At 65.9% G+C, this 16,882-nt stretch carries 20 protein-coding genes; 9 read left to right on the plus strand and 11 right to left on the minus strand.

Features of this window, described 5'->3' with window-relative positions; translation table 11 throughout:
- Positions 1-18: 18 nt before the first annotated feature.
- On the minus strand, positions 19-900 hold the full coding sequence (thiL, locus tag LDB05_RS12990) for a thiamine-phosphate kinase (protein WP_226004416.1): 882 nt from the start codon (positions 898-900) through the stop codon (positions 19-21).
- Between the two features lie 98 nt (positions 901-998).
- On the opposite strand from thiL, the gene LDB05_RS12995 reads away from it, so the two are divergent.
- The 3 genes from LDB05_RS12995 to LDB05_RS13005 all read left to right on the plus strand — a co-directional run bounded on the left by LDB05_RS12995 (position 999) and on the right by LDB05_RS13005 (position 2,489).
- A complete protein-coding gene (locus LDB05_RS12995) occupies positions 999-1,454 on the plus strand; it encodes a 30S ribosomal protein S19e (RefSeq protein ID WP_226004417.1) in 456 nt (151 codons plus the stop codon).
- A 97-nt stretch (positions 1,455-1,551) separates the two neighbouring features.
- Entirely contained in the window at positions 1,552-1,899 is a 348-nt protein-coding gene (locus tag LDB05_RS13000) for a DNA-binding protein (RefSeq protein WP_226004418.1), read from the plus strand.
- Positions 1,899-2,489 carry a DUF7411 family protein gene (locus LDB05_RS13005; protein ID WP_226004419.1) on the plus strand — a complete coding sequence of 197 codons (591 nt, stop codon included), beginning with the start codon at positions 1,899-1,901 and terminating at the stop codon, positions 2,487-2,489. The genes LDB05_RS13000 and LDB05_RS13005 overlap by 1 nt, the downstream gene beginning before the upstream one ends.
- A 39-nt stretch (positions 2,490-2,528) precedes the next feature.
- Here the strand turns inward: LDB05_RS13005 and LDB05_RS13010 are convergent, their stop codons facing one another.
- Complete coding sequence (locus LDB05_RS13010; protein ID WP_226004420.1) at positions 2,529-3,578, minus strand: sensor histidine kinase; 1,050 nt, start codon at positions 3,576-3,578, stop codon at positions 2,529-2,531.
- 166 nt (positions 3,579-3,744) lie between these two features.
- Here LDB05_RS13010 and hisS point away from each other — a divergent pair, with 166 nt between their 5' ends.
- Both hisS and LDB05_RS13020 read left to right on the plus strand, forming a co-directional pair.
- Entirely contained in the window at positions 3,745-5,043 is a 1,299-nt protein-coding gene (hisS, locus tag LDB05_RS13015) for a histidine--tRNA ligase (RefSeq protein ID WP_226004421.1), read from the plus strand.
- A gap of 133 nt (positions 5,044-5,176) precedes the next feature.
- Positions 5,177-5,710, plus strand: coding sequence for a DoxX family protein (locus LDB05_RS13020; RefSeq protein WP_226004422.1), 534 nt, complete (start codon positions 5,177-5,179; stop codon positions 5,708-5,710).
- 21 nt (positions 5,711-5,731) lie between these two features.
- Here LDB05_RS13020 and LDB05_RS13025 read toward each other — a convergent pair whose 3' ends face one another.
- Positions 5,732-5,947 (minus strand): hypothetical protein, encoded by a 216-nt coding sequence (locus LDB05_RS13025; protein ID WP_226004423.1) that lies wholly within the window; start codon positions 5,945-5,947, stop codon positions 5,732-5,734.
- Positions 5,948-6,075: 128 nt separating this feature from the next.
- Between LDB05_RS13025 and LDB05_RS13030 the strand changes: the two genes are divergently transcribed.
- A complete protein-coding gene (locus LDB05_RS13030) occupies positions 6,076-7,554 on the plus strand; it encodes a sulfatase family protein (RefSeq protein ID WP_226004424.1) in 1,479 nt (492 codons plus the stop codon).
- A 55-nt stretch (positions 7,555-7,609) separates the two neighbouring features.
- On the opposite strand, the gene LDB05_RS13035 is transcribed toward LDB05_RS13030, so the two are convergent.
- From LDB05_RS13035 to LDB05_RS13045, 4 genes are all read right to left on the minus strand, one after another.
- The gene (locus LDB05_RS13035) at positions 7,610-8,770 is read right to left on the minus strand and encodes a M24 family metallopeptidase (protein WP_226004425.1); all 1,161 of its coding nucleotides are present in this window, start codon (positions 8,768-8,770) and stop codon (positions 7,610-7,612) included.
- A complete protein-coding gene (locus LDB05_RS13040) occupies positions 8,767-10,650 on the minus strand; it encodes a UvrD-helicase domain-containing protein (RefSeq protein WP_226004426.1) in 1,884 nt (627 codons plus the stop codon). Before LDB05_RS13040 ends, LDB05_RS13035 begins: the two co-directional genes overlap by 4 nt.
- A 63-nt stretch (positions 10,651-10,713) precedes the next feature.
- Positions 10,714-10,872: a DUF7563 family protein gene (locus tag LDB05_RS23600; protein WP_425498567.1), complete on the minus strand. Its 159-nt coding sequence runs from the start codon at positions 10,870-10,872 to the stop codon at positions 10,714-10,716.
- Between the two features lie 159 nt (positions 10,873-11,031).
- Positions 11,032-11,217 carry an HVO_0416 family zinc finger protein gene (locus LDB05_RS13045; RefSeq protein WP_226004427.1) on the minus strand — a complete coding sequence of 62 codons (186 nt, stop codon included), beginning with the start codon at positions 11,215-11,217 and terminating at the stop codon, positions 11,032-11,034.
- Positions 11,218-11,386: 169 nt separating this feature from the next.
- Between LDB05_RS13045 and ubaA the strand changes: the two genes are divergently transcribed.
- Positions 11,387-12,223 carry an SAMP-activating enzyme E1 gene (gene ubaA / locus LDB05_RS13050; RefSeq protein WP_226004428.1) on the plus strand — a complete coding sequence of 279 codons (837 nt, stop codon included), beginning with the start codon at positions 11,387-11,389 and terminating at the stop codon, positions 12,221-12,223.
- A 36-nt stretch (positions 12,224-12,259) separates the two neighbouring features.
- On the opposite strand, the gene LDB05_RS13055 is transcribed toward ubaA, so the two are convergent.
- Complete coding sequence (locus LDB05_RS13055) at positions 12,260-13,156, minus strand: DUF5518 domain-containing protein (RefSeq protein WP_226004429.1); 897 nt, start codon at positions 13,154-13,156, stop codon at positions 12,260-12,262.
- Between the two features lie 85 nt (positions 13,157-13,241).
- Positions 13,242-14,027 (minus strand): SDR family oxidoreductase, encoded by a 786-nt coding sequence (locus LDB05_RS13060; protein WP_226004430.1) that lies wholly within the window; start codon positions 14,025-14,027, stop codon positions 13,242-13,244.
- Between the two features lie 116 nt (positions 14,028-14,143).
- Here LDB05_RS13060 and LDB05_RS13065 point away from each other — a divergent pair, with 116 nt between their 5' ends.
- Positions 14,144-14,467 (plus strand): DMT family transporter, encoded by a 324-nt coding sequence (locus LDB05_RS13065; protein WP_226004431.1) that lies wholly within the window; start codon positions 14,144-14,146, stop codon positions 14,465-14,467.
- A 60-nt stretch (positions 14,468-14,527) separates the two neighbouring features.
- Here the strand turns inward: LDB05_RS13065 and LDB05_RS13070 are convergent, their stop codons facing one another.
- Entirely contained in the window at positions 14,528-14,986 is a 459-nt protein-coding gene (locus tag LDB05_RS13070; RefSeq protein ID WP_226004432.1) for a Tfx family DNA-binding protein, read from the minus strand.
- A gap of 172 nt (positions 14,987-15,158) precedes the next feature.
- On the opposite strand from LDB05_RS13070, the gene LDB05_RS13075 reads away from it, so the two are divergent.
- The gene (locus LDB05_RS13075) at positions 15,159-16,112 is read left to right on the plus strand and encodes an AAA family ATPase (protein ID WP_226004433.1); all 954 of its coding nucleotides are present in this window, start codon (positions 15,159-15,161) and stop codon (positions 16,110-16,112) included.
- A gap of 74 nt (positions 16,113-16,186) precedes the next feature.
- On the opposite strand, the gene LDB05_RS13080 is transcribed toward LDB05_RS13075, so the two are convergent.
- Positions 16,187-16,780, minus strand: coding sequence for a class I SAM-dependent methyltransferase (locus tag LDB05_RS13080; protein ID WP_226004434.1), 594 nt, complete (start codon positions 16,778-16,780; stop codon positions 16,187-16,189).
- Positions 16,781-16,882: the final 102 nt, after the last annotated feature.

Genomic DNA, 16,882 nt, shown 5'->3' on the forward strand with positions numbered 1-16,882 from the left:
TGCGTATCCGGACCGCAGTCAGTCACCGTGCGTGTAGCCCTGGTCCGCGAGCGGCTCGCCGTCCATCGTGATTCCGTCCGCGCTCTCCCGAACCGATCCGATCACCGATAGGGACACGTCGGTCGCCTCTCGGAGCGCCGGCACCGCCGCTTCCGGAAGCGTCGCGACGAGTTCGAAGTCCTCGCCGAAGGTCGTCGCCGACTCGAGCGTGTCGTCGTCGCCATCGCTGACGTCGCGGAGGCTGTCGTCGATCGGAATCCGCTCCGACTCGATCGCGAACCCGCAATCGCTGGCCTCGGCGAGCTGGTGGAGCGAGCGGGCCAGTCCGTCGCTGGAGTCCATCATCGCGCTCGCGCGGGCGGCGAGCGCCCGACCGGCGCTGATCCGCGGTTCGAACTGGAAGAGATCGTTCGCGCGGTCGACGTTCCCGCGCTCGAACAGGCGGAGTGCAGCAGCGCTCCGTCCGAGCGTCCCGGTAACGCAGACGACATCACCGGGACGGGCCCCGCTCCGGAGAACGGGGTCGTCGGTCCGACCGATCGCGGTCGTCGACACGGTGAACTCGTCGTGGCCGTCCAGATCGCCGCCGACGTACTCGGCGTCGACGCGATCACAGACGTCGCGTGCGCCGCGAACGAACGCGAGCAGTTCGTCGCGGTCGAAGGTCGGTGCGGCGTAGGCGGCGACTGCGGCCGTCGCCGGGGCCCCCATCGCGGCCACGTCCGAGAGGGACGCACCGACGGCGCGCCAGCCGGCCGTGTACCGGGTCGTGCCGTCCGGAAAGTCAGTCCGTTCGTGGAGCATGTCCGTCGTGACGACGAGTCCGTCGACGACGGCTGCATCGTCGCCGGCCCCCTCGAGTTCGTCCGAGAGGAGTCCCAGGGCCGCGCGTTCGTCCATACACCCCGTTTCGACTCGAGGGCGAAAAACGGTCCGGGCCGCTCCCGGAGCGGGGAGATACGATGGTCTTAAATGCCGCCGACGGGAATCACACGCCAATGGCTACGATGTACGACGTTCCGGCGGACGACCTCATCGAGGCGCTCGCCGACGATCTCGCGGATCGACTCGAGGAACCGGAGTGGGGCAAGTTCGCCAAGAGCGGTGTCGACAAGGAACTGCCGCCAGAACAGGAGGACTTCTGGGCCACTCGCGCCGCGAGTCTCCTGCGCAAGGTCGCCGACCGCGGCCCCGTCGGCGTCGAACGACTTTCGACCGAGTACGGCGGTGCGAAGGGCGGCTCCAACCGCTACCGAGTCGCACCCGACAAGCGCGTCGACGGCTCGAAGAACCTGATCCGAACGATCCTCCAGCAGCTCGAGGAAGAGGATCTCGTCGAGACCGCCGAGGGCGAGGGTCGCCGGATCACCGCCGACGGACGAAGCCTCCTCGACGAGACTGCAGGCGACGTCCTCGAAGAACTCGACCGTCCGGAACTCGAGCGCTACGCGTAAGTACGGAACTCGTTTTCGCGTCGGTTTCACCGCTCAGAGCCATCGCTACCGTCGTCCGTAATCATTTTCCCGCCAGCCGGACAAGTGGGAGGTAACGATGAGTGGTTCACCGGACGACGAAAAACTCGAGGAGCTCCGACAGAAAAAAATGGAACAGCTACAGGACCGCGCCGAGTCCCAGGGCGAGGGCGGGCAGGAAGCGGCCCAGCAGCAGGCCGAGGCCCAGAAGAAGGCCGTCCTCCGCCAGCACCTGACCGACGAGGCTCGCAAGCGGCTCAACACCGTCAAGATGAGCAAGCCCCAGTTCGGCGAGCAGGTCGAGCGACAGGTCGTCAGTCTCGCCCGGAGCGGCCGCATTCAGGGGAAGATCGACGACGACAAGATGAAACAGCTCCTCAAGGAGCTGAAACCCGATTCGCAGAGCTTCGACATTCAGCGCCGGTGATGGAGCTCGGACTGCTCTACAGCGGCGGCAAGGACTCGACGCTCGCCGCGCTCTTGCTCGAGGACTTTTACGACGTGACGCTACTGACGGCTCACTTCGGCGTCAGTGACGATTGGAAGCACGCCCGAAAGACGGCCGACGCCGCCGGCTTCGATTTCGAACGGCTCGAGTGCGACCCAGACGTCGCCCGCGAGGCCGCCGACCGGATTCGCGAGGACGGCTTTCCGCGCAACGGCATTCAACTGGTCCACACGCACGCGCTGGAACAGCTCGCGGACCGAGCGTTCGACGCGATCGCCGACGGGACGCGCCGCGACGACCGCGTCCCGACCGTCTCGCGGGCGCAGGCCCAGAGCCTCGAGGATCGCCACGACGTCGACTACATCGCGCCGCTGTCGGGCTTCGGCCGATCGGCCGTCGATCGGCTCGTCGAGGCGCGGTTGGACGTGACCGTCGGGCCGAGCGAGGAGATCGACCGGGCCGATTACGAGGCTGAGCTCCGGTCGATTATCGCCGCCGAAGACGGTCCCGAGGCGATCGAGGAGTGTTTCCCCGATCACCACCAGACGTACGTGACGGACGTCCGATGAGGGGCGCCCGGGGCGAACAGCAGCTGGCCGACCCCGCGTTCAGCCGCCGCTAGTGAATTCGAACCGGGCTCCGCCCTCCTCGCTCTCGACGATCGTGACCTGCCAGCCGTGGGCGTCGGCGATGGCGCGAACGATCGCGAGGCCGAGCCCCGAGCCTTCTTCGGACGTCGAGTACCCCTGCTCGAGGACTTCGTCCCGCTCGTCTTCGGGGATCCCGGGGCCGTCGTCCGCGACGAAGAAGCCGCCGTCACACGGCCCGACGCGGATGTGGACGTCCTCGCGGCCGTGTTCGACGGCGTTTCGGTAGAGATTCTCGAAGAGCTGTTTCGCTCGGAGCGGGTCGACCTGGAGCGTTCGGTTCCCGACCGTCTCGTAGGTGGCCTCGCCCGTCTCCGCGACGGTCCAGGCCTCGCTCGCGAGTTCGACCAGCGGTACGTCGTGTGGATCCTCGACCTGCGTTCCGCTGCGAGCCACCGACAACGTCTCCTCGATCAGTTCGTCCATCCGGGTCAGCGCCGCGTCGACCTCTTGCAAGTGTACCGGATCACCGCTCGTGAACGACGCCCGGAGTCGCCCCTGGGCGACGCTGAGCGGGTTCCGGAGATCGTGGCTGACGACGCTCGCGAACTCCTCCAGACGTGCGCTCTGTCGCTCCGCCTCGCGAACGGCGGCCCGCTGTTGGATCTCGTAAATGCCGGCGACGGTGCCCGCTCCGACGCCGACGGTGCCACCCATCAGAAGCAGGTACAGGGGCGCTCTCGCACCGGTGCCCTCGAGATACAGCACGTAGAGGTGGAGCGCCGTCACGACAAACGCCGCGAGAAAGCCGCCGAGCCCGTAGCCGAAGACGGTGAGCCGATCCCTCGGCGAAACGTCTCGAGCCACCAGCCACCGATCGGCGAAGACGACCGCCGTCGCGGCCAGCAGCGGGAAGACGCTCTCGAGCAGGGCTCGGGTCGAGACGTGCTCGAGTGCGAGTCGAATGCCGATGATCGCGGCGAGAAAGAGGCCGAGGGCCGAGAGCGGCGAGATCGGCAGTTGCTCGCCGACGTCCGCGACCCAATCGTCGTTGTCGGCTACGCGTTGCACAGTCGAAGTCCGGGACAGATGCGTATCAACTTACGGGACGGTCTCAGGACCAGGAATATCGAACTAACGAACGTGACTGCTGAACCAAACGTTCGGCAACCCCGAGCGGTCGCTCGGTCGCCTCCGAACGGAAGGATAGAAGTTCGGCGTCGCCGAACGAGTTTCCATGTACGACCGAATCAAGGGCTTTCGTGACTTCTATCCCGGCGAGATGTCCGCCAGGCGGGCGACCATCGACGTGTTGGAGGGAACCGCCCGCGAATACGGCTTCCGCGAGATCGGGACGCCGGCCGTCGAGCGCGCCGAGATGTGGACCGACAAGAGCGGCGACGAGATCGTCGACGAACTCTACTCCTTCGAGGACAAGAGCGGGCGCCACGTCACGTTGACGCCCGAACTGACCCCGACGGTCGCCCGGATGGTCGTCGCCAAGCAACAGGAGCTCTCGAAGCCGATCAAGTGGGTCTCGACGCGGCCGTTCTGGCGCTACGAGCAGGTCCAGCAGGGTCGCTATCGCGAGTTCTACCAGACCAACGTCGACATCTTCGGCTCGTCGGAGCCCGAAGCCGACGCCGAGATCCTCGCGTGGGCGGCCGACGCCCTCACGAACCTCGGACTCACCGGCGAGCACTTCGAGTTCCGGATCTCCCACAGGGACATCCTCGGCGGCGTCCTCGAGAGCTACGATACCGACGTCGACACCGAGGCGGCGATCCGTGCGGTCGACAAGTCCGACAAGATCTCGCGGGCGGAGTACCACGACCTGCTGATCGAGGCGGGGCTGACCGCCGACCAGGCCGTCGAGTTCGACGACCTCATCGCCGACGGCGATCTCGACGAGGTCGAGGCCTTCGCCGATACCGAGCGCGTGACGGCGGCCGTCGAGAACCTCCGGAACGTGCTCGCCGCCGCCGAGGATTTCGGTGCCCGCGAGTACTGTACCGTCTCGCTCGAGACGGCCCGCGGGCTGGACTATTACACGGGCGTGGTCTTCGAGTGTTTCGACTCGGCCGGGGAAGTTTCCCGATCGATCTTCGGCGGCGGCCGCTACGACGACCTGATCGAAGGGTTCGGCGGCCAGCCGACGCCAGCGGTCGGCGTCGCGCCGGGTCACGCGACGCTGTCGCTCCTGTTGCAGCGGGCGGGTGTCTGGCCCGACGAGGAGATCCAGACCGACTACTACGTCCTCCAGATCGGCGACACGCGGGCGGAGGCGGCCCGGATCGTCCGAGAACTGCGCGAGCAGGGTCACGTCGTCGAGACCGACATCGCGGGGCGCTCGTTCGGCGGCCAGCTCGACTACGCGGATTCGATTAACGCCGAAACTGTCGTCATCGTCGGCGAACAGGACCTCGCGAACGACGAGGTGACGATCAAGGACATGGAATCGGGCGACCAGACGCAGGTCCCGGTCGACGAATTCCCGGGCGATTTCGAGCGGCCGACGTTCGACGACCTCGCGTAGGCGAACCGGTTCGCCTGCACCTCTTAAACACCCTCTATCGCATGGGTCGACTGGAGCCAGTTCCCGAGAGACAGGAATCAGAGGGTGTATTAACGCCTGAGAGTGCCAATCATCACCTGTGAGGTGAAGCCCAATGACAACTAACGAAGCCACTGTCCAGTGGCTTGGCAGGCGGGAAGAGTTCGAGTACGCCGATTCGGTCGCCGGCTACGTGCTGGTGGCGGTGCGGCTACTCGTCGGCTACTGGTTCCTCCACTCGGGGTGGACCAAGTTCGCGTTCGTCGCGGGTGAGCCGTTCGACGCGGCCGGCTACCTGCAGAACGCCTCCTCGCCCATCGCCGGCCTCTTCGAGGTCGTCGCCGGGACGCCCTGGCTGCTCGAGGTGACCAACGTGATGATTCCCCTCGGTGAATTCCTCATCGGGCTGGGACTCATCCTGGGGGCGCTCGTGCGCCTCGCCGCCTTCTTCGGCGGCGTCCTGATGACGTTGTTCTACCTGGGCAACGCCGACTGGGCGCACGGTTACGTCAACGGGGACCTGCTGGGACTCCTCATGTTCGTGATCGTCGGCGTCTTCGCCGCGGGCCGGATCCTCGGCGTCGACGCCTACCTCGAAGAGACGGCGTTCGTCCGGCAGCGACCGTGGCTGCGCTACCTCCTCGGCTGACGGGGAGGGGACACGGTCGACTTACTGCTTTTTCGACGGATCGGGCGCGCGTTCGTTCGGTTCGGTCACGGACTCGATTCCTTCGTCGTTCGAGAGCCGATCTGCCGCGTCGCAGCGCTCGACCGGCGAGTGACCGGTCTCGACGAAGTGGTCGATCATCGCGCGACTGCAGTCGCCCGCCTCGTCCTCCTCGGCTCGGTACTGCCATTCACACTCACCACAGTACGCCCCCGGCACGCGTGAGTCGTCGGACGCCGGTTTAATGAACGGTCGGGTTCACACGCCGCTGGCTTATCCCCCGCCGATCGGCGGTGTCACCCACTGCAGGTCCCACCCTTAACTGCGGTGGGGGTGTACCTCGCCCGATGGCCGACGCCGACACCCGCCCGAACGTCCTGTTCGTCCTCACCGATCAGGAGCGATACGACTGTAGCGCACCCGATGGGGAACCCGTCGAGACTCCGACCATAGACCGGCTTTCCGGGGAGGGAGTCGGCTTCGAGCGGGCGTTCACGCCGATCAGTATCTGCTCGAGCGCTCGCGCCTCGCTGCTGACGGGCCAGTTCCCCCACGGCCACGGGATGCTGAACAACTGCCACGAACCGGACGCGATTCTGGCGGACCTCCCCGACGACCTGCCGACGTTCTCGGAGGAACTCGTCACCGCGGGATACGACCTCACCTACACGGGGAAGTGGCACGCCGGCCGCGACCAGACCCCCGCAGACTTCGGCTTTTCGTACCTCGGGGGCAGCGACAAACACCACGACGACATCGACGAGGCGTTCCGCGAATATCGCGAGGAACGGGGGACCCCCGTCGGCGAGGCCGCTCTCGAGGACGAGATTTATACTGGCGACGATCCCAGAGACGGCTCCGACGGAACGTTCGTCGCCGCGAAGACGTCCGTCGACGTCGAGGACACGCGGGCCTACTTCCTCGCGGAACGGACCATCGACGCGATCGAGGCTCACGCCGACGGCAACCGGGACGAACCCTTCTTCCACCGGACGGACTTCTACGGACCACACCACCCCTACGTCGTTCCGGAACCGTACGCCTCGATGTACGACCCCGACGGGATCGAGCCGCCCGCAAGCTACGCGGAAACCTACGACGGGAAACCGCAAGTCCACGAGAACTACCTCGCCTACCGCGGCGTCACCGACTTCGACTGGGAGCTGTGGGCCGAGGCCGTCGCGAAGTACTGGGGGTTCGTCACGCTGATCGACCACCAGCTCGAGCGGATCCTCGAGACGCTCGAAGAGGAGGGGCTTGCCGACGAGACGGTCGTGATCCACGCCTCGGACCACGGCGACTTCGTCGGGGGCCACCGCCAGTTCAACAAGGGCCCGCTGATGTACGACGACACCTACCGGATTCCGCTGCAGATCCGCTGGCCGGGCGTAACTGACGGCGGTTCGACGTGCGACACGCCCGTTCACTTGCATGACCTCGCGGCCACGTTTCTCGATCTCGCGGACATCTCCCCACCCGACAGTTTCGATTCTCGGAGTCTGGTTCCCATCCTCGAGAACGACGGCGACCTGCCGGCCGACACCGAGTGGGCGGACTCGGCGTTCGCGCAGTACCACGGCGACGAGTTCGGTCTCTACAGTCAGCGGATGGTCCGTACGGCGGGGTACAAGTACGTCTACAACGGTCCCGATATCGACGAACTGTACGACCTCGAGACGGACTCGGCGGAGTTGCGGAACCTGATCGACCATCCCGCGTACGGGGACGTCCGGCGAGAGATGCGGGAGCGACTGATCGACTGGATGGAGGAGACGGCGGATCCGAATCGCGTCTGGGTGACGGACGTGCTCGAGAACGCGTCGTAGCGCTACCGATCGCGGATCGCGTACTGATTCCGCCGTCGTACGGCCGGCGAGTCGATCACTCGAGCAGTGCCGCCGGCTCGAGCGACTGCGACGGCGCTGCGAGCCAGTCGGGTCGCTCGCCCTCGCCCGTGACCGCCAGCACGTCGGCGATCCGGATTCGGGTGTCCGCACCGACCTGCCCGGCGACGTCGATTCGGACGACCGTTCCGGGGCCGACGTCGTCGCCGCCCTCGACGGGGCGCTCCCGGGGCTCGAGCCCGACGCCGGCGACGTCGGTTTCGATCGCGTCGCCCTCGGCGAACCCGAACGAACGAACCTCCGCCTCGAGGTCGGCCTCGACGGCCGTCACCGATTCCGTCCCGGCGGTCAGCATCGACCGCGCCGAGCGGAACGATTGGGTGACAGCGACGTGGACCCGTCGTTCGCGGCCGCCGTCGCTGTCGACGACCAGCGTCCGAACCAGTCCGCCGTAGTAGCCGGTCGGTCCGCGCGGGGCTGCCTCGAGGACGATCGGCTCGCCGGGTCGGAGCGGTTCCGCGTCGGTCCCGTCACTCGAGTCGGGATTGACGGCAGTGGTACCGGCCGGAAACGCACCCGCTTCGACGATGGCTTCGTCGATAGCGATCCGCAACCGAGCGGGTGTCAGCGGTTCGGGATCGGAGCGGTCGCTCTCGGGTATCTCGAGTCGCCCGTCGACGACCGTCGCATCGGCCAGGATCGACGCCGCTCGCCGGATTCCGGCACTCGCCGCCCGCTGGGCGGCCGCGATTCCATCTCGCTCGCCGACCGTCTTCGTCGCTCGAGCGCGCTCGAGGGCGTCCGTCGACGCCAGCTCGAAGCCCGCGTGCTCGAGGTAGAGTGCTGCGTCGTGTGGCACCCGGGGCGGGGTCAGTATCGTTCCCTCGAGTCCGCGGTCGGCGAGCGACGACGCGAGTCGCTCGGCGGGATCGCCCCGCACCTCATCGTCGGCGGACTGGACGACCCACTCCTTTTCGGCGCGGAGGTACGCGACTGCGGTGCGTCCAGCGGCCGGTGCTGGACAGGTATACCTGATCCCCGGATCGCGGTCGGTCCCGACGTGAACGAACGCGGCGGCGTCGCGCTCCGAGAGGATCGCAGAAACGACGCTGGCCGCGTGGTCGCGCCGCTCGAGCACGGATTCGACGCTGTCTGCGGATCGATCCCCGCCGACACCGCGGCCGTTCCCACCAGTCACGGCGCTTCGGCTTCGGCCTCGACCTCGTCTGCGTCAGCATCGGCGTCGGCCACGGGCTCCTGTGCCTGCTCGATCAGCTCCTCGAGGGTCGAGTCGGTCAGCCGATTCTGTAGCAGGACGTCGATCGGGAGCGTCGGCGCGCCGTCGACGAGGTTCTCGAGCAGGACGAGCCGTTCGCGGGCGCGGGACATGCCGACGTAGAAGACGCGGCGTTCGTTGTCGGTCAGGACGGGGACCGGCGAGGTGGTCTTGGTGAACTCCTCGCAGTTGGGGATGTCCGTGGGGTCGTCGACGGTGGCGACCATCTGCTCGACGACCTTCTCGGTGAGGTCGGTTCCGACGAAGACGTGGTCGGCCTCGCGACCCTTCGCGGAGTGGATCGTGCCGACGCGGACGCGGTCGGTCGCCATGCCCTGATACTCGCCGATCGCGAAGTACGATCGGACGCTCTTCTTCTGGAAGTTGGTGACCTTCCGGAGCATGTCGGCCGCCGAGCCTGGACCGGGCATGAACGGGGCGTGATCCTCGATGACGTCGGCGGGGATCATGAGATCCTCGAGGTCCTCGATACCCGCCTCTTCCTGCCGGTCGTCGATCTCGTCGAAGAGGGCGTCGCGCTCGTTGGTACCGAAGGCCGACTCCTGGAGCATGTCGGCGAGCCGCCGAGCCTGCAGGCCGGTGACGTCGTCGCCCGCGTCGATCGCCTCGACCGCGCGGACGTACTGGGTGAGCCGGTCGGTCCACATCCGCTGGTCGGTCAGCGAGGTGAAGGGGACGCCCTCGGTGATGAACTCGTCGATGAACTGGAACATCTGGTAGCGGGCCCGGAACAGCACCATGATCGTGCCATCGCCCTCGACGAGCGTGCGGCGAACCATCCGGACCACGTCGAGCATCGAGCCGTTCGTGCGGGCCTCGACGGCCCCGCCTTCGGTCCGGGGCTTGAGGTCCTTGTCCTGGCGCTGATCGATGTGACGGATCTCCTTGTTGACCGCGTTGAGGACGTTGGAAGGGAGTCGATAGGAGTTCGGGAGGATGATGTCCTCGTCGACTTCTTCCTCGAGAAGGAGCGCGGGGTCGGCGCCCTGCCAGGAGTAGACGACCTGGTCGTCGTCGCCGGCGATCAAGACCTGCTTCATGTGCGGTTTCCACTCCTCGTAGACGTCGTACTGCAGCGTGGTAATGTCCTGAAACTCGTCGATCACCAGGTAGTCGACGCTGGGCAGGAGCGAGCGCTGCTTGACTCGCTCGAGCATGTCGGCGAAGCCGATCTTGCCGTGTTCGCCCTTGTAGGAGCGCCAGGCGCGGATCGCTTCGGGGACGTCGATCCGGTCGTCGTCGCTGGGCCAGGTGGGGGTGTACTTGTTGCCTTCCTGAGCGTTGGGGTCGATCTCGGGCGGGAGACGGACCTCCTCTTCGTCCCACTGGAAGGGGACGTCGTACCAGTCGGCGACCTCGCGACTGGTCCGCTGGAGCCACTGGCTCGTCGCGATGACCTTGTTCCCGATCGTGGTCGAGCGCGCAGTACGGCGGCCGGCGCCCGAATACTCGTCTTCGTATTCGATCCCGTACTCCTCGCAGAACTCCTCTTTATCGGATTCGCCGATAACGTCGCTCCGAGAGAGGTCGAGCAGCTCGTAGGCCTTCGCGTGCATCGTACAGACGTTGCCCTGCAGGGCACGGGGACTCTCGTCGAGCCGGTCGGCGAGGCGTTCCCGAACCTCCTGCGCTGCCGCTCGTGTGTACGAGACGACGAGAATATCTCGAAAGGTGACGCCGTCCTGCTCGAGGATTTCCTCGACGTGGTCGAGAAGGGCAGTCGTCTTGCCGCTTCCCGGACCACCGAACAGGCGGGTAACCGTCGTGTCCGTCGTAGTCATTGTAGCTGAACAGGAGCGCGATACCCATAAGTGACGTGGGTTTTCTTCGACAGAAATCGGCGGTTATGGATCTCGGGGAGAGCGGGCGTCTCGGACGTCGGCACCGTCACGAATTTTGTCCTGACAGTCCGGACAGACGCGCGGATCGTCGACATCGCGGGGAGTGAATACGCGGGCGTACGCCTCCGTGACGAACCCACCACAGTTCTGGCATTCCGGCATAGTAGTGTCAATCGACTATACAGAACAACACATTATAGTTGTGTCGAATTGATGTTGATAAAAACGGTGCTACACCCGAGGAGTACCGTCGCATTACGTGCCGAACAGTGATCGTCGACCACTCACAAAACAGTAGCGTTCGGCCCCGTCGCAACCCGACTACGGCGCCGGTTGCCAGCCACAGACAGTACAGGACGTCGCTGACGTGTCGTGGAGGCCGCCACACTCCGGACACTGCTTCTTGTTATACTCCTGCTCCCACCCTACTCGTTCGACGGAGTGACCGCGATCGGACAGGAATTGGTCCATGACGTCGTCACCGGCATCAGTGGGTGAGGTTGCCATAGGTGTGTGAAGGCACACCACACTATTAAATGGTCGGGTCGATGAAGGTCCTGCCACCTCTCCGAGACCACGCGTCGTCGCATCGACCACGGAATCGTCGCGAACCCGGTCACGGGATCGACGAGAATCGACCCGCGGACTTTTCTCCCTCTCGTGCCAACGTGTCTCTATGAGCGACCTGCGCCTCGATTCGACCCAACTCGATCGCTACTCGAGACACGTCATCATGGACGAGATCGGGCCCGAGGGCCAGCAACGGCTGCTCGAGGGATCCGTCCTGATCGTCGGTGCGGGCGGCCTCGGCTCGCCGGCGATTCAGTACCTCGCCGCCGCCGGTGTCGGCCGGCTGGGAATCGTCGACGACGACGTCGTCGAGCGGTCGAACCTGCAGCGCCAGATCGTCCACGGCGACGCCGACGTGGGCCGCCCGAAAGTCGAGAGCGCCGCCGACTACGTCGCCGCGCTGAATCCGGACATCGACGTCGAGACCCACGAGGTCCGCGTTACGCCCGAGACGGTCGACGAACTGGTCTCGGCGTACGATATCGTCCTCGACGCCAGCGACAATTTCGCGACCCGGTACCTGCTCAACGACCACTGCGTCCTGACCGAGACGCCGCTGTTCCACGGCGCGATCTACCGCTTCGAGGGCCAGATCACGTCCTTCACCAACGAGCGCGGCGGCGACGACTCGCCCCCGTGTTACCGGTGTGTCTTCCCCGAAGCCCCCGAGCCCGGTACCGTCCCCGACTGTGCCACCACGGGCGTGCTCGGCGTCCTCCCCGGGACCGTCGGCTGCATTCAGGCCACCGAGGTCGTCAAGTACCTGCTCGGGAAGGGCGAACTGCTCGAGGGCCGCCTGCTGATGTACGACGCGATGGACATGAGCTTCGAGGAAGTCCCCGTCCAGCCGAACCCGGCGTGTCCGGTCTGCGGAGAGGACCCGGAAATCGAATCCGTCAGTGACGTGGCGTACGAAGGAACCTGCGAGATTTCGGCTGACTGACTGCGAGTTGTCGAACCGCGAGCCGAACGACGCGGTTCAGGGAGCGCCGACGTGCCGGTGTCTGTCGGTGAGGTACACGATCGACGAGAGCCAGAGTGCAACGAGGAATCCGAACACGCCATCACCGGACGGATTCCCCCATCGATGAAGCGTCGCAGCAAAATAGACGAGCGCGTACCCGATGAGCGGCGTACCGACGTACACCCAGTAGTTTGGCATCCAGTCACGTTCCACCTTTCGATGGACGATTACGGCCGTTGAGAGCGCACCGAAAGCGACGAGGGAGAGCGGGACCAGCACGAACAGTGACGCCACAGCGACGGGAGTTCCGACGCCGACGGCGGGCCACACCTCGAACGCGGAGAGCAACCCGATCGGTGCGAGGAGGACGTACGCCGCGACGTACCGCCACCGGCCGGGGCCGGCGGCGTCCGTGCTCGGTCGCAACGCTGCCCTGTCTCGCACCCGGTCCACTCGCTCGGCCAGCCACTCGCCGACTGTCGCACCGACTACCCCCAGCAGGACGAAAGCTCCGACGGCGATGACGGCCGCGATCGAGAATAGGACGACAACAGCCACGAGACTCTCGTTCAGTTCGAGCCACAGACTCGAGAGCAACGGGCGAGGCTGCCAGATCGCTGCCGGGACGGAGCCGACGAGGCCAGTGAGGACACCGGCGCGGCAGCTTTCCGACGGGCGCTTGCCGTAGCGGTATCCACCGAGGGGGCCGACCCGGTGATTCTCGGCCGATCGATCGCCGCAGTGGAATCCGACGAGTAACCCCGCGAGGAACACGGCCGTGCCCGAAACCGACGACGGCGCTGACTCCCATGAAAGGGCGATAGTAAACGGAATCGAACCGAGCCCGACGAGAACCGCCGTTCGAAACCGTGCGGCGGTCAGATCCGCGAGGGAATTTCGGATCGGAGGCATATCTGTAGGGAGTTGGTATTACCTCGTATAGGTTGAAATAATGTCCAGTTCGACTCCCTGTCGACAACCGGCCGGATACGCCCGCTTAGCTCCGCAACAGTCCGCCGTCGATCGGGATTTCGGTTCCGTTGACGAAACTCGCCTGCGGACTCGAGAGGAACGCGACGACGTCGCCGAGCTCCCGCGGTTCGCCGATGCGTTCCATCGGGATCTCGCTCGCCAGTTCGACGAGCCCGTCCTCGTAATCGTCGTAGGTCCCGCGCTCGACGCCGGCCTCGATGAGTTCCTCGATTCTGGGGGTTTCGATCGTGCCCGGCAGGACTGCGTTCGCCCGGATGTCCGGCGCGAACTCCCGGGAGACCGTCTTGACCAGTCCGATCACGCCCCGCCGCACCGAGTTCGAGAGCAGCAGTCCGTCCGCGACCTCCTGTACCGTCCGCGAGGTGATGCAGGTGATCGATCCGTACTCGGACTCGAGGAGGTGGTCGTGCGCTTCCTCGATGGTCCAGACGACGCTCATCACCAGCAGATCGTAGGCCTGGTACCAGTCCTGTTCGTCGGTCTCGCGGAAGGTCGTACTGGGCGGGCCGCCCGAGGAGGTGACGAGGTGGTCGATCCCGCCGAACGCGTCGACCGTCTCGCTCACGAGGTGTGAGACGTCGGCGGGGTCCGTGAGGTCCGTCTGAACGGCGATGACGTCGCCCGTCGCCGTTTCAGCGAGTTCGTCGCGGGCGTCCTCGAGTCGTTTCTCGTCCCGACCGCAGATCGCGACGTTCGCACCCCCCTCGGCGAGCGCCTGAGCGCTCGCGAATCCCAGACCGCTCGAGGAGGCCGTTACCAGTGCGCTGTTCCCGTCGAGGTCGAAGTCCATACCGGAGTCGACGGCGGGGCCGTACAAATCAGTCGGGGAATCGGATGGGCCTCACTGTGAGCGGCGATCAGAGATCGGTGTGTTATAGGTCGGCGAGCGCAGAGGCGTTAGCAACCATGTCGTGGCCGCTCCTGTTCGTCGCGGGACTGTTCGAAATCGCGTGGGCGATCGGGCTGGCGTATTCGGAGGGGTTCTCGAAACCGTTGCCGACGGTCGGAACGGTCATCGCGATGGTCGTGAGTCTGATCCTGTTGGGCCAGGCCGTCGAAGACATCCCCATCGGAACGGCCTACGCGGTCTGGACCGGGATCGGGGCGGTCGGGACGGCAGCGCTCGGGATCGTGCTGTTCGACGAAGCGGTCACGACCGCCCGGCTGGCGTTCATCGGGGTCATCGTCGTCGGAATCGTCGGCCTCCATTTCGTCTCGGCGGGCCACTGAGGGCGCGACGCCGACTGCTGCGCCACTACACGGAGACACGGAGCTCCAACGGTATCGCTCTCAATCCTGATGGCGAACGCGAACCATTCCTTCCGACGTCACTCCGACGATCAGCGGCGTCGACACCTGCCGACCGGTGACGGCCGACCCAGCGGCGTCGCTGACGACTTTCATCAGGTCCGGCGCGGTGTGATCGACTTTGACCCCCGCCTCGTCGCAGGCGGCGTAGACCAATTGCGGGACGTCGTAGAGATCGGTGCCGGACGGGACGCGAACCCGAACCGGCGCCCGGAGCGCCTCCGCGAACGCGACCGTCTCGCGAGCCTTCGCGACGTTCTCGCGGGCACTGGACTCGATCGAGGAGACGTTCGCCCGCGAGGTCCCGAGCGCCTCGGCGATGTCGGCCTGCGAGACGTCGCGTTCGCGCAACGCGAGGACCTGTGCCTGTCGGTACGTCAGGACGCTGGTCTCGGGATCGAACCCGATCTCTTCGAGGAGCTCCTCGACGTCGTCGATCACGGTGCGATTCCCCCTCCGGAACCGCAGACTCCCGTATGCATACGAATACCTAGCCCTCGGCGGGATCATAGCTTCCACGGTCCCGGAACCGACGTTCTCCCGATCCCTCGGTCCGACGGGGATCGACCTATCGGCCGGACTGTATATGGTGGTCGGGCGATTCACCCGGTGTATGAACGTTTCTGCGGCCGCCGAGACCTGTTCGGCCGTCCTCACGGAGATTCAGACCGCAGTCATCGGCGAGCAACGACGCTTCGAGACCATCCTCACTGCGATCGTCGGGAACGGGCACGTCCTCCTCGAGGACGTCCCCGGGACCGGCAAGACGCTCACGGCGCAGTCCCTGGCCACGGCGCTGGATCTCGACTTCAAGCGGATCCAGTTCACGCCGGACCTGCTCCCGGCCGATATCACCGGCACGCACGTCTACGACGAACACGCCGGCGAGTTCGAGTTCGAGGAGGGACCCATCTTCACGAACGTCGTCCTGGCCGACGAGATCAACCGCGCGCCGCCGAAGACCCAGGCCGCCCTGCTCGAGGCGATGGGCGAAAAGCAGGTTTCGATCGGCGGCGAAACCCGCGAACTGCCGGAGCCGTTCTTCGTCATCGCGACGCAGAATCCCGTCGAGCAGGAAGGGACCTTCCCCCTCCCCGAGGCACAGGTCGACCGGTTCATGATCAAGACGACGATGGGGTACCCCGACCGGGACGGCGAACTCGAGTTGATCAGTCGCCGCGCGGACAGACGGGCCCGGACCCCCGACGTCGGCAGCGTCGTCGATCGCGACGCGGTGCTCGACCTCCAGACCGTTCCCGAGTCGGTCACCGTCGATCCGGCCCTGCAGGAGTATCTGGTGGACGTCGCTCGAGCGACCCGCGAGGACGAGCGCGTCGAGGTCGGGATCTCGCCGCGGGGTCTCCAGCGGCTGTTCGAGGCGAGTCGCGCCCGGGCGACGATCGCGGGTCGCGACTACGTCGCCCCGGAAGACGTTCACGCGGTCGTCCATCCCGTGCTGGACCACCGGATCGTCCTGACGACGGAGGCCGACGTCCGCGACGTCGATCCGGGGTCGATCGTCGAGGGCGCGCTGAACAGCGTTCCCGTCCCGTCGATGGAGAACTGAGAGCTACATCGGCGCTCGTTCGACTACACCGATAAGATCGGCTCGAGCCGTCGCGTACGGTCTCTCGTCGTGTCCTATCGCTCGAATCGGATCGCGTAGTGATACGGCGGCAACTCGACGAGTTCCGTCGCGTCGAACTCGGCCGCATCTCGCACGATACCCGCCGTTTCGTCGGGGGATATCCGCAGTTCGGTCGGCGGGCCTCTCGGCTCGTCCGCGACGGTAGTCGTTTCGCGGGGCAAGTCGTGCCAGTTGATGATGACGAACTGGCCGCCGGGACGGATCGCTTCGAACGCCTGTTCGACGAAGCGCGACCTGTCTTCGATCCCGTGAAACGTGTTCGCCACCACGAGCGCGTCGACGGGCTCCGGGAGGTGCCGCGTCAGTTCTCGAGCATCACCCCGAAGCGTCACGACGTTCTCGATCTTCTGTCGCTCGGCGAGCGCGGTGAGTTCGTCCAGCAGCGACTCGTCGATATCGAGCGCGTACACCGAATTCGGTTCGGTGATCCGGGCTGCGGGTAACGAGAAATACCCGTTCCCACAGGCGATCTCGGCTACCGTGTCGCCGGACGCGACCCCGAGGCGACGGAGGGTCGCACCGGGAGTCGGCCACAGCCGCCCCCACCAATCCCAGTCCGGTTGTCCCGTGTTCTGGAACGTATCCATGCTACCGATTCAACGTATACTCGTAATAGTGACTCGGTCGTCAGAGATACCGGTACGCACGACGAGAGCGCGGTCGAACCGTGGACTACTGCGGCGAGAGTA

The organism is Natrinema salinisoli (genome assembly GCF_020405205.1).
In the GTDB taxonomy this organism is placed as follows: domain Archaea; phylum Halobacteriota; class Halobacteria; order Halobacteriales; family Natrialbaceae; genus Natrinema; species Natrinema salinisoli.